General features: G+C 40.3%; 11 protein-coding genes. All 11 read left to right on the top strand.

Going from position 1 to position 15,714, the window contains the following annotated elements; all coding sequences use genetic code 11:
* The first annotated feature begins 8 nt into the window (after positions 1 to 8).
* Complete coding sequence (locus IPN35_04050; protein QQS58750.1) at positions 9 to 5,252, top strand: hypothetical protein; 5,244 nt, start codon at positions 9 to 11, stop codon at positions 5,250 to 5,252.
* A gap of 32 nt (positions 5,253 to 5,284) precedes the next feature.
* Positions 5,285 to 5,761 (top strand): hypothetical protein, encoded by a 477-nt coding sequence (locus IPN35_04045; protein ID QQS58749.1) that lies wholly within the window; start codon positions 5,285 to 5,287, stop codon positions 5,759 to 5,761.
* Positions 5,762 to 5,844: 83 nt separating this feature from the next.
* Positions 5,845 to 8,604 carry a CHAP domain-containing protein gene (locus tag IPN35_04040; protein QQS58748.1) on the top strand — a complete coding sequence of 920 codons (2,760 nt, stop codon included), beginning with the start codon at positions 5,845 to 5,847 and terminating at the stop codon, positions 8,602 to 8,604.
* Positions 8,605 to 8,609: 5 nt separating this feature from the next.
* Positions 8,610 to 9,281, top strand: a complete 672-nt coding sequence (locus tag IPN35_04035) for a hypothetical protein (GenBank protein QQS58747.1) — start codon at positions 8,610 to 8,612, stop codon at positions 9,279 to 9,281.
* A gap of 55 nt (positions 9,282 to 9,336) precedes the next feature.
* Positions 9,337 to 10,491 carry an RHS repeat-associated core domain-containing protein gene (locus IPN35_04030; GenBank protein ID QQS58746.1) on the top strand — a complete coding sequence of 385 codons (1,155 nt, stop codon included), beginning with the start codon at positions 9,337 to 9,339 and terminating at the stop codon, positions 10,489 to 10,491.
* On the top strand, positions 10,484 to 10,969 hold the full coding sequence (locus IPN35_04025) for a hypothetical protein (protein ID QQS58745.1): 486 nt from the start codon (positions 10,484 to 10,486) through the stop codon (positions 10,967 to 10,969). The genes IPN35_04030 and IPN35_04025 overlap by 8 nt, the downstream gene beginning before the upstream one ends.
* 110 nt (positions 10,970 to 11,079) lie before the next feature.
* Positions 11,080 to 11,334 (top strand): hypothetical protein, encoded by a 255-nt coding sequence (locus tag IPN35_04020; GenBank protein QQS58744.1) that lies wholly within the window; start codon positions 11,080 to 11,082, stop codon positions 11,332 to 11,334.
* Positions 11,331 to 12,596, top strand: a complete 1,266-nt coding sequence (locus IPN35_04015; protein ID QQS58743.1) for an RHS repeat-associated core domain-containing protein — start codon at positions 11,331 to 11,333, stop codon at positions 12,594 to 12,596. The genes IPN35_04020 and IPN35_04015 overlap by 4 nt, the downstream gene beginning before the upstream one ends.
* A 964-nt stretch (positions 12,597 to 13,560) precedes the next feature.
* On the top strand, positions 13,561 to 14,112 hold the full coding sequence (locus tag IPN35_04010; GenBank protein QQS58742.1) for a transposase: 552 nt from the start codon (positions 13,561 to 13,563) through the stop codon (positions 14,110 to 14,112).
* Between the two features lie 105 nt (positions 14,113 to 14,217).
* Positions 14,218 to 14,634, top strand: coding sequence for a hypothetical protein (locus tag IPN35_04005; GenBank protein QQS58741.1), 417 nt, complete (start codon positions 14,218 to 14,220; stop codon positions 14,632 to 14,634).
* 538 nt (positions 14,635 to 15,172) lie between these two features.
* On the top strand, positions 15,173 to 15,457 hold the full coding sequence (locus IPN35_04000) for a hypothetical protein (GenBank protein ID QQS58740.1): 285 nt from the start codon (positions 15,173 to 15,175) through the stop codon (positions 15,455 to 15,457).
* Positions 15,458 to 15,714 lie beyond the last annotated feature (257 nt).

The following is a 15,714-nucleotide window of genomic DNA, read 5'->3' as shown; positions in this document are numbered from 1 at the left end:
TTGTTATAATGACTTGTTTCCGTCTTTCCACAGTAAAATTCTTTATTCTCTCTGTACAACTTTTTTGCTGTCTTCTTTTGCCGACTTTCGTATTGGCAGATGAGGTTGTTCAAGAAGAAATATTACAGCAGACGAGCATCTTAGAGATTAATCCTAACAATATTGAATTGGTTTTGGAAGAATTTATCGGTCCTGTGTTAGAAGAAGAGCTAATGACAACAAGTGAAGAATTATCTTCAGAAGAAGCACTGTTGGGGGCTGAGGGAGGTGAGATTCAGGCTATGGCAAGTGGAGATCCTGAAGAAGAATTTCTTCCTCCTTCGACTCTTGCTGCTGACTCTTTTGCACGTCTTAAGGGTTTTGATGGAAATTTTAATACTGATTTTTTTACCGGTTCGGCATCTTTCTCGTATCCGATCCAGGTTCCACCAGGAAGAAACGGAATACAACCATCGGTCTCTCTTTCGTATTCCAACACCGATAAGAATTTTAATTCTGTCACCGGGTACGGGTGGTTGCTTCCCACAAATGCGATTTTTCGAAGCACTGGAAAGGGTGTTGATCGTCTGTATACGGAAGATGATTTTTCTGCGAGTCTCTTTGGAAGCTATGAAGAACTCATTGTCACGGATGCGGCAAATGATGTGTATTCCCCAAAGCAAGAAGGGAGTTTCACCAAATATGAGTACGATGATGCTTCTGATTCTTGGACAGCAACCGACACGCAGGGAACGAAATATTATTTCGGTTCAAATCTGGCATCAAAACACACCGATCCCAACGACACTTCGCGGGTATACAAATGGCTTTTGGATAAAGTGGAAGATACAAGTGGAAATTTTATGACCTTTACCTACTCTAAAGATTCCGGGCAGGTCTATCCCGAATCGATTCGTTATACCGGAAACGGTGCCAACTCTGGAGATTATGAAATTGAATTCGTAAAAGAGTATGTCGGTCTTGCACCGGTAACATATGTATCCGGATTTAAATTGGAGACGAATTATCGCGTTACGGATATCAACATTTATTCGTATCGACCCGGAAACAAACAGTTGGTGATGAGTTATGAACTGGATTATGCCGATGCCGACACGGTGTTTCATAAAATCAGATCGATCACTGTAAAAAACGGTTCCGAGTCACTTCCTCCCACAACATTTTCTTATTACGATGGCACCGAATCATACGCTCCCGGTTCGCTTATTACCAAACCGCATCTTCTCAAAACTGTTACCGGAATGTATGGAGGAACTACAGAGCTTACCTACAAACCATCCACCGCATATCGCACGGAAGCGCAGGGGTATATGAACACAAGCCTTCCGTTTATTGTAAACACTATTCATACTGTTACGAATACAGATCCGGTTTCTGGTATATCTGCCACGACCACGTATGAATACGGTGGCGGTCATTATTATTTCGACCAACAGGATGTTTTTAAAAGAGAATATGCCGGATTCGCAAAGGTGATCGTCACCGATCCGGAAGGAAATATAAGTAATACCTATTTTCATCAGTCAGAATTCGCACATGACAATTCCGTGAGCTCCCAGCTGGGCGAATATGATGACCATATCTCCAAAAAAGGAAAGATCTGGCGGCAAGAGACCTACAATAATCAAGACGAACTCCAGTCTGTCAGCATCACCAAATGGGATAAAGCTCAACTCTCAGATGAAGACCCGGAAAATGACCGATTTTTCCCGTATGCCTCCAAAACCGTTTCCATCACTTTTGACGGACAACAGACCGGAAGATCTTCGGCTTCCGAATCCACATACAACACCAGCAATGGAAATCTTACTCAGCAGATCGACTTGGGAGAGGTTTCTTTAAATGATGACGATGTGGATGCCAATGGAGACTATGATGGTGATGGAAGTTTCACCGACACCGGAACCGACAAAATCACCACAAACATTGAGTATGCGAAAAATACCTCAAAACATATTCTCTCACTTCCGAGTAGAACGGAATCAAAAGACCAAAATAACGCCATTATCGGAGAGCAAAAGACCTATTACGACAATCTTGCTTTGGGGCAGGTAAACAAAGGAAATGCTACCAAATCAGAAACCAGAGCCACCAATTCTCCTTTGAAATACATCACTACCGAAACCGTTTACAACTCGTACGGACTTCCCACCGATGTCACCAATCCCCGCGGATATCACACAACCATTGTCTACGACAGCAACAACCTCTATCCACAATCAACTACGAATGCAAAGAATCAAACAACCGTCTACTCCTACCATCCGCTCTTCGGTATTCCCGAAGAAATTACCAACCCCAACGGACTCAAGAGCAAAACCATCTATGATGCTCTCGGACGGGTGGCAGAAACCAAGATCACCAATCCCGATGCTCCATCTGAGCTCATCACCACATCTGCCACCAGTTATGATTATTCCAGCTCTCCGGTTTCTGTGACAACTGTGGCGTATGCAAATAACACCGATGTAAACAGTAATCCCATAGAAATCACTTCCAAAACATATCTCGATGGATTCGGACGAACCATCCAAACCCGATCAGAGGCAGAAGGATCAAACTATACTGTTACCGGAACAATTTATAATGAACGCGGAAATGTGCAAAAAGAACTCTTCCCCCAATTTAAAACCGGACTCGGATTTTCCACAATAAATGCCAATGATCCCGGAGCCACATATACTTATGATGCTTTAGGTCGTCCGACTTCTGCTACCGTTCCTTACGGATCAAGTGATACGGCAACAACCACTACCAGTTACGACCGCTGGAATCAGACCGTGACCGATCCGAACAGCACTCCAAAAGATTTCGCCTATGACAGCCGGGGAAACCTCATCCAAGTACAGGAACACAATAACTCTCAAACCTACACCACCACTTATACCTATGACCCAAACAACAACCTCACCCGCATCACCGATTCCCAAAACAATATCAAAGACTTCACCTACGACCTTCTCGGAAGAAAACTGACCGAAGGAGACTTTCACAATCCTTCCGACAGCACCTTTAGCCAGTGGACGTATGAATACGACAACAATGGAAACCTGACCCAACTCTCAGACAGCAAGAACCAGACAACAGATTTTGCGTATGATGAACTGGATCGAATTCTTACGGAAGATTCCGGTCAATCCACGAATACCTACACTTACGATACTGCACCAAACGGAATCGGAAAACTCACTAGCATCACTTCTCCCAATATTACCAAATCATACCAATACGATGTTCTCGGGAACATCACTCAAGAAACCAGAACCATAGACAGTACCGATTATGTTACTCAATACGATTTTGACCTTTTGGGAAATCCAAAACAGATCACTTATCCCGATTCAGAAAATACCATCGTCATCTACGGCTACAACAACGCCGGGCAAACGAGCACAGTAGATACTGCCTCCGATTCCATCACAACGAACATCGACTACAACCCCATCGGTCTCCCGACTGTGATCGATTATGCCAACGGTGTTACCACAACAAATACCTACGATATCAACCAAAACTACAAACTCGTGCACAAATCAACCGTACGGGCACAGGGCACTGTGCCCCTACAAGACCTCACCTACACCTTCGACAAAACTGGCAACATCACCCAAGTAACAGATACCTCAGCAACCGATGCCGCCAAGACTGCAAATTACACGTATGATGATCTCGACCGTCTCACTTCTGCCACCATCACCAATACCGCTAATAATGATGATTACACTCGAACCTACGCCTACGATTCCATCGGAAATATCACCAATAAGTCTGATGTCGGTGCATATACCTATTTACAAAATAATTACGCCAGCCCTCATGCCGTAACCCAGGCGGGAACCCAAAACTTCACCTACGACAACAACGGAAACCTGCAAACAGACGGAAACTGGACCCACAGTTGGGACTACAAAGACAGACTTATCAGCTCCTCCACATCCGGCACAACCGTCAGCTATGAATACGATGAAGCCAAAACCAGAGTTACAAAGACCAACGAATCTACCGGAAAGATCACTACCTACATCAATGACCTCTTTGATATTGAAGACGGCGAAGAAAAGATTTACTTCTTTTCTGGCGATCTAAAACTGGCAACCCTTGAAGAAGGCAACGACCCCGGTGGAGGACAGACCACCTGCTCTGTTCCGACATCCGGCAACTGGACAGTAACACAAGATTGCACCATCGCCACCTTCGAAACCGCCCCCGCAGACGTCACCATCACCGCCGGAACAACACTTACCATCGCCAGCTCTGGAATACTAGAAGTCGATCTCAATAACAATTCCATCACTATCGAAGACACTGGAGGAATACTGATAGAAAACGGAGGGAGTCTTGCACAAACCGACTTTTTATCCCCCCCTGATAAGGGGGGTGAGGGGGGTTTAATGTTCCACCACTCAGACCATCTCTCTGGAGCATCTGTTGATACCGACACCAACGGAGACATCCTTCAAATCACTGATTACTACCCCTACGGAGACAGCAGAATAGAAGACACAACAACTGACTTCCACAACGACTATACATATACCGGAAAAGAAAGAGATGAAGACACCGAACTCCTCTACTACGAAGCGAGATACTATGACTCCAATATCGGAAGATTCATTTCTCTTGACCCTTGGGGCGGGGACATCACTGATCCGCAGAGCTTGAATAAGTATGCGTATGTGAGGAATAATCCGTTGAAGTATGTGGATCCGAGTGGAGAAACCACTGAAATTTGGGTTAGAACAGATGAAACTGGTGAGGCAAGCGATTTTGGGCATTCGATGATTCGTATTACGCATGACGATTACGATCAAACATTTGGATTTTGGGAGGATAATCAGGGTAATGAACGAATGCAAAATATGACTGAAGAACAAAGAAATAATTATATAGAACTAAACGAGGGTGATCAATTTACAGTTTTTAGGCTAGAAATTGACACAACCAATGAATCAGAGCTTCAGACTGAACTAGAAAATTCTGCACAAAATCAAAATGAGCTACAAGAGTATAATACATTACTAAACAATTGTACTGATTTTGTTCAACAGATCATTCTCGATGTTACTAATATAGATTTAGGAACAGCAACAACCCCTAGGGGTTTTGCAGGAGAGCTATATGAAAATGAAAATATCAGTGACTATGACGGATACACTTTTATCTCTGGTATGAACGGTATGTTTGAGCAGGACAATATAGATGATACAAATGATGAAAATAATGACGAAAAAGACGAATCTGATGATAAGTAGTCTATAATTTTTAAGGTATTTTTTTCTTCTTCATGCATAACAAAAAATCAATCACAAAATGGGCACTTCCTGTGATATCGACAGGCATCCTGCTTGTTCTATTGACAATAGCCATATTGTTTTATATAGAGAGACCAGCTAAGTATCTTTTTTATGATGCTGAAAATCAAGCATGGAATGAAATTCGTGTTGAGTTTCCAAACTCAAGAATGGGTTCACTAGTAATATTGGTTGTTACCTTCGAGAGCCCTATTGATTCATTGGAAGACAATAATAAACAGGATTTTATAGAAAATTTTAATAACAATTTTGAAGTAACTCAAATAACCAATAATAAGGCTGTCACATCCTTTCCTCAGCCGTTAGACCAATATGGTAATAGTTTTCTCACAATTCCATTAGATCAAGTTTACGACGGGCAAACTTCGGTAATTATTCGCATGAAGGAACATTCGCAGTTACAACAAGAGTTGTTGGGTGATATTTACTTGGATGAATTCCCAAAATAAAGCTCTCCGCCGGACGGGGTATACCACCCCCTCCATGATGTTTCGTTTGTAAAATAAATTTTCTTCCGCAATATGAAACGGGCATGAATTATTCTGCTTTCACTGCTTCCGAGCCACATACGGCGTTCACCTACGATGCGCTCGGACGAACACTGACCGCAACAACTCCTGTCGGAACCACTACCACGAGTTACGACCGTTGGACAACGACCACGATTGATGCCAATGGAAAACAAAAAGATTTTGTTTCCGATGCTCGGGGGAACCTAATCACGGTCAAGGAATATCTCAATGGGCAGGCGTATGCCACACACTATACCTACGACTCCAACAACTTTCTCACTACAATAACCGATGCGAAGGGAAATGAAAAAACTTTCACCTACGACAAACTCGGAAGAAAGCTTTCGGAAACCGATCTTCACCTTCCCACCGACACGACATTTGGCACATGGACGTACGAGTACGACATCAACGGCAACTTGGTTTCCACCACCAATCCCAAGAGCCAAACCATTGCCTATAGCTACGATGAACTTGATCGAATTCTCACCGAAGACAGCGACCAAACCACTGAAACAGATGTGAGCTTTGTGTACGACACCGCTCCTAACGGCATTGGGCTTCCCACAAGCATTACCTCAAGTGCTCTTATCAAAGTCTACGAATACGACTCTTTGGGGCGCACAACCAAAGAAATACGAACTATTGATGGAACTCCATACACTACCGAAACCACCTACGACCTCATTGGGAATCCCTTAGAGATCATCTATCCCGATGCTAAAAACACCATTGTGATCTACGGATATAATAACGCAAACCAAGCGGAAACGGTTCAGTATTCCCAAAATGGAGAAAATCCTGAAAATCTTGTGACCAACCTCGACTATGCTCCTCTGGGAACCCCCACCATCATTGAATACGCCAACGGCGTAACGACCACTCAAACCTACGATATCAATCAGCTCTACCGCATGACGGAAAAAGAAACCGTCAATGGTACTGGAACAAAACTTCAAAAAATTTCGTATACCTTTGATCCCGTGGGGAATATCACCCACATACTCGATACCTCCGAAACCAATTCTGCAAAAACTGCGACCTATACCTACGACGACCTCGACCGCCTACTTTCTGCTACCATTACCAATACCGCCAATACCGAAGATTATACGAGAACCTACGCATACGATATTCTCGGGAATATCACGAACAAGTCCGATGTGGGAAGCTATCTCTACGCGGGTGGAGAAACAGCTACTGCGCAAGGAGTGCACAGCAACCCCCATGCCGTTACCCAAGCGGGGAGCCAAACCTTTGCCTACGATGATGATGGAAACCTGACCGAAGACGGTACGTGGACACACACATGGGACGCAAAAGATCGCCTGCTTGCTTCTGCTTCTTCAAACGCAACTGTTTCGTATACCTACGATGAAGGCGTGACGAGAGTTAAAAAATATAACGAAACGACAGGGAAAGAAACTCTGTACGTTAGTCATCTTTTGGATATTGAAGCAGGAAAAGAGAAAGCCTTTGTTTCGGTGAACGGACTGAAACTCGCTACCCTTGAATCCTCTACTGGTACGAATCAAACCACTACCTGTACTATTCCCCAAACGGGCGAATGGAGACTCACGGAAAACTGTACCATCGCCACCTTTGAAACCGCCCCCCAAAGTGTTACTGTTCCCCACAACGTGACCCTCACCATAACCCCCACCGGCACCCTTGAAGTAGACCTGAACACATACTCCATTACCATAGAAAACGGAGGAGGAATTCATATCCAAACCGGAGGCTCTCTTGCCCAGACCGGCAAACTCACCCCACCCCAAAACGGAGAAGAACCAGAAAAGAAACTGATCTACCACCACACCGATCACCTGAGCGGAGCATCTGTAGATACCGACAATAACGGAAACATTCTCCAACTTACCGATTACTACCCCTACGGAAATGAAAGAATAGAAGAGACAACAACAGACTTTCATAACGACTATACCTACACCGGAAAAGAACGGGATGAAGACACCGACCTGCTCTACTATGAAGCGAGATACTACAATTCAAACATCGCCAGATTCATCTCGATTGACCCATGGGCAGGCGATCTCACCGATCCACAATCTCTCAACAAGTATGCGTATGTGCGGAATAATCCGCTGAAGTATGTGGATCCAACGGGGATGAAAGTTTCAGAATACCAAGTATTTTCCCCTAAAAATGGAGATCGTTACGAACTTGGGGAAAAAATGGGAGAATATAGAGGAATAGAAATAATAAGTGGTGGAAATAAAACAGGGACAGGAAATCACCCTTATCAATGTACTACATTAGCCAAAGAATTTGCATTGTCAGAATACGGTGTGAATTTAGGTGGCACGGGGAATGGTGTTCATTACGGAAATCAAGAGAAGATTAACAATGCTTTTAATGCAAACAATAAAGATAATCCTGGGACATATACTGTATATCAAAATAGCGGTACAGTTATGCCACAGGAAAATGATATTATTTCTTGGTCTGGAGGGACATATGGTCATGTAGGTTTTATAGCAGAAGTTACCTTTGAAGAAAGCACAGGGAATGGATGGGTATACACGGTAGAACAAAATGCCAGTTCTTCTGGGGGACTATTCGCTCAACAATTTACCAGAACTTATAATGAAGATGGGCAGGCTGTGTATACAGTAGATAGCCGTTTCAATGGTTATAGTGTTAGTGGATGGGCACGGTATGAGAATCAAAGCAAAGAATCTCATCCAGAGGAATATACTTCTTCTCCATCAACACCAGCCACAAAACAATCTACAGAGGATAAAGATAATGACGATTAAATTTCATGAAGATAATGAAAAAAACCACGTTTTTTACTTTTTCGGTTATTGTGCTCATCGCTCTTTCCTCCTTCTTTTTTTTGTCACAAAAACCAGAACCACAGGAGATAAACGATAAGCCTCAAATTGAAAAAAATGATGTCTTTCTCTGGAAAACACACAAAGACCCAGGGCTCGGTTTTGAAATTCGTTATCCGGTAAGTGTATCGAGTTTTTCTTCTTGTACAGAAGAGACAACTCCAATTCAATTCTTCAAAAAAGATAATGTGGTTTATGTCGCAAAAGAATATTTTTATACGGAAGATTGTGAGAAAAAGGAAAACACTTTTGACCTTTTAGAAAAAGAAAATTCAAAAATTTGGAGAATGAATTTTAAAGCCGTGAGCAATGACGAAGAGCTCGATCAATTTATTAAGGAAACATACGGAGAGAAGTGTAGTCTTGGAGAAAAAGTTCCGATATCTCAGCAGGATGTTTTTGATGTTCTTACTCCTTATGATGGAAAAGAGCTTGGAAAATCTGATTGTTTTCTGAACTTTATGACCGTTATGAAATACGATGCAAAAAACAAACGAGCTGTTTCATGGGATATCGGACAAGAGGGAATATTTTGGAATAATGATGGAATCTTTTTGGATAATCAGATGGCAGAGAGTTTTCGATTTTTGCAGAAATAGCCCTCCGTTCATCCGAGTCTTTTGGACTCGACCACAAAAAGCCTACAATACAGTTATGATTGCCAATTTCCAAACCGCCCCCCAAAGTGTTACTGTTCCCCAAAACGTGACCCTCACTATAACCCCCACCGGCACTCTTGAAGTAGACCTGAACACGTACTCCATTACCATAGAAAACGGAGGAGGAATCCACATACAAACCGGAGGCTCACTTGCCCAGACCGGCAAACTCACCCCACCCCAAAACGGAGAAGAACCAGAAAAGAAACTGATCTACCACCACACCGATCACCTGAGCGGAGCATCTGTAGATACCGACAATAACGGAAACATTCTCCAACTTACCGATTACTACCCCTACGGAAATGAAAGAATAGAAGAGACAACAACAGACTTTCATAACGACTATACCTACACCGGAAAAGAACGGGATGAAGACACCGACCTGCTCTACTATGAAGCGAGATACTACAATTCGAACATCGCCAGATTCATCTCGATTGACCCATGGGCAGGCGACCTCACCGATCCACAATCTCTGAACAAATATGCGTATGTGCGGAATAATCCTTTGAAGTATGTGGATCCGACGGGGAATTTCTTTGAGACCGGTTGGGATGTGTTAAATGTATCAATAGATATTGGCACCCTTGTAAAGAATACAGTCGAGATTGCATACGAAGGAGTACGATATGGCTATGGAGTATTTACTAAAAATGAATCTCTAAAAACAGATGCTGTTCAGGGTTTAAAACAAGATGCAAAAGAATTTGGAGAAGCCCTTTTTGCTTCTGCCATTGATGCTGGTGCGACGCTTATCCCCGGTCTTCCCGGAGGAGCTGGGGTTGCCATGACGATGGCAAAGAAGGGTGATGATGTGGTGGATGGGGTGAAAGCAGTTAAAACGGGAGAAGGTGTACAAAAAACCGTACAGAAAACATCAACAATAAATAAAAAAATCTATAATCAGTTAAAAAAGCAATATAAAGAAAATGGTTCGGGATCAGTCTTCAAGGCTTTGGATTCAGCAAGAAAATCACTAAGAATTCATGTGGAAAAAGTTAGTAAATTAGAGTACAAATCACAAGTACAGGGTACAATAAAAAATGTTGCTAATCAGATAAAAACCATAAGAAGGTTCATAAGGCGGAATAAATTGAAAAGAAGTGGAAGTAATGGAAGTAGTAATTCCAATGGTGGTAATGGATAATATGACCAGTAATATAAACTTTTTAGGCAATTATTTAGATAAAGATGTTTTTTATGAGTCTAATGAATTATTATTAAATTTATTTATCAAAAAGAGTATTTTTCATAATTCGATGATTTTATTTTATTTTGAGAAATATTCTGAAAATGATAAAAGCTATCTTCAAAAAATTTTGTCTGATGTGATTATGAGTAATCCTGTTGGAATTTGGATAGCAGGAGAATATTCAGATTTGGTTTTTGAAAATCTTCTTTTTTTACTTAGCATACTAGACTCTCCAGAAAAAGATCAGGTTATAACGGGAACAATAGAGTCTGAAAATACCAAAGAGGTTATTGAAAATTTCTTTTTTACTGCGATCCCTGATGAATTTAGATGGGATAATTGGAAAAGATATTTAATTATTGGTATAGGTTCAACAAAATTTAAAAATAATATGACTAAAGAAATTCAAAGTTTTATAATTAGAGATCCCTGAAGGCTCATTTGGTAAGAATGCTGTTGTCGTATTGAATAAATTAGGAAAAGTAATTATCATAAGAGTAACAAATAAAAAAGGTTATAGGGAGAAAAGTAAATCAAAGAAGAATGACTAATAAAGTAACACTTAACAGAGGGCAAGTTGATTTTTTAAATTTTTATTTACCTGAATATTTATTTAAAGAAGGGGCAAATTTTTATACTGATAAAGAAATTTTGAATATTTTTGAGCAATTGATAAATCTATTCCTTAAACTTGGCTTAGACTGTAATGATGAGCCAACAAAATTAGGTTTATTTATCGAAGATTTAACTGACATCTTTAATGCAGTAATAATTGAAAAAGAAATTCAAGAACAATGAATAATAATCAATTTGTAGGCGAAGATGTGGATATACTTCATGCAATACATGAATTTAATGGTGCTGATATTGAAAGTTTTAGGCAACACATGCTACTTCCCTCCTGTTGGAGTCTCCCGAAAGGCATAGAATCTCCCCACAACGTGACCCTCACCATAACCCAAACCGGCACCCTTGAAGTAGACCTGAACACCTACTCCATTACCATAGAAAACGGAGGAGGAATTCATATCCAAACCGGAGGCTCCCTTGCCCAGACCGGAAAACTCACCCCACCCCAACAAGAACCATCATCAGATCAACTGATCTACCACCACACCGATCACCTGAGCGGAGCGAGTGTCGATACTAACATCAATGGAAGTGTAATAGCCCTTAATGACTATTATCCTTTTGGAGATAGCAGAATAGAAGAAGGAGAATATGAAAACGATTATACCTACACCGGAAAAGAACGAGATGAAGACACCGACCTGCTCTACTACGAAGCGAGATACTACAACTCAAACATCGCACGGTTTCTTTCACTTGATCCGTGGGCAGGCGATCTCACCGATCCACAATCTCTCAACAAGTATGCGTATGTGCGGAATAATCCGTTGAAGTATGTGGATCCATTTGGGTTAGATGCCGTAATTTTTGCAGGTGAAAATTATGAAAATGAAGATAATCCAAAAGAATTTGTTGATAAAGCGAATCAGAGAAAGGAGCAATTAATAGAAGATGGGTATGAAGAAGAAGTGCATGTCGTTTATGCAAAAACTCCAGATGAATTTAACGAAGCACTGAAAACGATAGACGATATTGATATGATTGAATATTATGGACATGGTGATTCTAGTTCACTTTTTCTTTCAACTGTTCCGTATGATGAACTTACCGATGATCAAAAAGAAAAACTTGATTCAGGAGAAAGAAGATATCGTTATGCGATAACAAATGATGAACATGCCTCATTAGAGATGTATAAAAATAGTAGTGATATGAGCATTTATGATTTGTTTACTGGAAATAAATCAAAAGATAAGAATTTACAAATTCATCTTTATTCATGCCATGCTTTTTTTGGTGGTGACTGGAGCATAGGAAATGCTTTCTCTACACATTTTAGGACACCTGTCTATGCATCTCAGGGATCTGTAAGTTTTAGTGGATACAAACCAAGACCATCAAGGCTTCCTTTTTCTGGGGTTCCATTTGAGTGGAGATCTGAAGTTTGGTGGGGGAATGTAACTCCAGTCGTTTATACACCTTCATTTTAGAATTATTTTATGAAAAATGTCCTCAATATTATTTTTGATTTTCTGTTTTTAATCCTTTTTCCTTTTGGAATATTCGTTACTTCTACATCACTTGCTCAGTTAGATAAAATTAATTCTGATATATATAATTTCTATTTTGGCTATTTTACAATTTTTACTTTTGGATATTTCTTTTTTTATGCTTTTATTCTTGGAAGAATAAAGTTTGCTCTCAAAAGTAGAGAAGAATATTTGCAATATATTCTTCTGTCCTTCTCTATTATTGGCATAAGCCTTATTCTTTTGAAGTATTACCAATCAGTTGCGACATGTGAGTCTATTAATTTTGCCTTTCTCTCCACTGTTCTTTATTTCTTTATTTCAATCCATCTTTCCTATTCCCTATATAGAAAAACTAAAAAATATTCTTTTCTTTTTTTTGCTCCGCCGGTATCACTCTTTTTTTCTTTTTTTCTCCTTATATTTGGATATATTTTTGATTTTATAAGCTTGCCAGGTTGGCAAGTTGCGAAATTTTCTTTTGGAGGGCAGAGTTGTAATTATTTATTTTTTGGTTTTCTTCAGAAGTTACAGATCTTTTTTCTTTAAAATGAGAGCATCCTCCGTTCGGTCGAGTCTTTTGGACTCGACCATAAAAATAACCCCTAACAACCATGACAAAGAACTGTAAATCCAAACAACCTAGCATTCCCTATTTTCTCACTTTCACTATTGTGAAATGGATTAATGTATTTACCAAAACAGAATACTCCATATTCCTTGTTCCATTGGCAAGAGAAACGGTCGAGTCCAAAAGACTCGACCAAACGAGGGGTTAAATAGAATTTATAAAGCACACAATAAAAAATGGATCAATAAAATGATTTCTTTTCCTCCCGCTAGAGTCTCCCGATAGGGGACTCCAGCGTTAATCGTTTCACATAAACATTAAAATACAATATCATACCTTCCTCATTTCCAGCTCATGGCTACTCGTAACAAAACAGAGTTTGAAGCAAATAACATCTATTTCATCACGTTTACCATTTGCGAGTGGCAAAAAATACTCACCTCTCAGAAATACTTTGATCTCTTTTATGAATGGTTCGATCATCAAAAAGAAAAATACCAAAACAAGATTCATGGATACGTCATCATGCCCAATCACTTTCATGGTCTCATTTATATCTCAGATAAATCTCCACCAATCCCTAAGCTTATCCAAAATGCAAAACGCTTTATGGCATACAAGATTTCAAAATATTTATTGGAAGACAACAAACAGGATATTTTAGAATTATTCTCTCAAGCAGCCAGAAGAGAAAAAGGAGCAAGACATAAAGTCTTTGAAGACAGATACGACTCTAAGATAATGAGTAACGCAGACCTGTATCATCAAAAACTAAATTATATTCACAACAACCCTTGTAAACCTCCTTGGAATTTAGCAGATACTCCCGAACGATATACCCACTCCAGTGCCTTGAATTATGAAAAAGGAATAGGACATTATGATGTTGATGTTCTATATGAATAAGCACTCTGTTGGCGTTATCTGCCGGAGTCCCCTATCGGGAGACTCCAGCAGGAGCAGAAAAAAGTAGTGGTGGATGAAGGTAAAATTTAAATATTTATATTATTCATGAATAAAAAAAATGTAGAAATTCTTTGGGAAGATTTCTCTATACCGGGCATCGAAGTTCCCACTTCGGAAGGCATAATAGATTTACATAATGGCGTATACTTTGCGGGAATGGCGATTGATACATACAAAAATACACTTTCCCTGATATTTGAATGCCATGGGGAAAGATTGTTTGATGACAAGGAGTATACATGTGTAGAATTTTGCTTCATTAATTTTTATGGGATACAAGTTACAGAACGCAATGAGAAAATTCCTTTGTCTGAAGATGCCACTTTAGAATATGTTTCAATGGACAAAGGTAATTATCCATATGTATCTTTTATTTTTGCATTTCGAGGAGAAAGAACATTTTATATTACTGCAGAGAATATGAAATGTTTTCTTAGCTCAAGCATTAAAAACAGATCATAGATTTTTCCCTCCCGCTGGAGTCTCTCCTTAGAGGACTCCAGCGTTAATCGTTTCACATAAACACTAAATAGAGTATGCCATCACTTCATCAGCTATATACTCACTCCAGTGCCTTGAGTTATGTAGCTGGAGTAGGGCAATATAGCGTTGATGTTTTGTATGAATAAATAAACAGGCAATAAGTCTGCCGGAGTCCCTTGCAGGAGACTCCAGCAGGAGGAAAATTTCAACGGAATTCAGAAAGAAAAGTCCCTTCTTCACTTAAAAGAAACAGAATTCCGATTCAATTATCGAAATGAAAATCTCTATGATAAAATACTGGAAATCTTATGAAAAAAATCTCTTAACTAGTCGAGACCCCGAAATACTTCATTCATGGATTCTGCTTCGGAATGTGAAGGAGCCTCTTTTGCTGTTGGTGTTTCTTTTGGCATCGCTTCCCTTCTGCTGGAGTCTCTCCCTAGAGGACTCCTGCGTTAATCGTCATTCACATTAATCCTAACTTTCGCTATTATCTCGATAAACATTCATCCATCACTTGCTCACTAAATTCACACATCATCAAACCACAAAACAATCCAGAAAATCATATTCAGGAAAGTATTCCGCATACCAATCCAAAAGACGAACCTACACCTTCGACAAAGCCGGAAACATCACCCAAATAAGAGATGCTTCAGCAACCGATGCCGCCAAGACTGCAAATTACACGTATGATGATCTCGACCGTCTCACTTCTGCCACCATCACCAATACCGCTAATAATGATGATTACACCAGAACCTACGCCTACGATTTCCCTCCCGCTGGAGTCTCTCCTTAGAGGACTCCGGCGTTAATCGTATCTCATAAACACTAAATAGAGTACGCCACCACTTCATCAGCTATATCTCCACTCCAGTGCCTTGAATTATGTAGCTGGAGTAGGGCAATATAGCGTTGATGTTTTGTATGAATAAATAAACAGGCAATAAGTCTGCCGGAGTCCCTTGCAGGAGACTCCAGCAGGAGGAAAAAAGATTCTATTGCAAACGAAGGAATTGTTTCTACCGGAAAATCCATTCTTACAAATGCAATTAA

This window comes from Candidatus Peregrinibacteria bacterium, from assembly GCA_016699755.1.
Lineage (GTDB): Bacteria > Patescibacteriota > Gracilibacteria > CAIRYL01.
The sequence above is the reverse complement of the archived record's forward strand: the minus strand, read 5'-3'. Positions and strand labels throughout refer to the sequence as shown.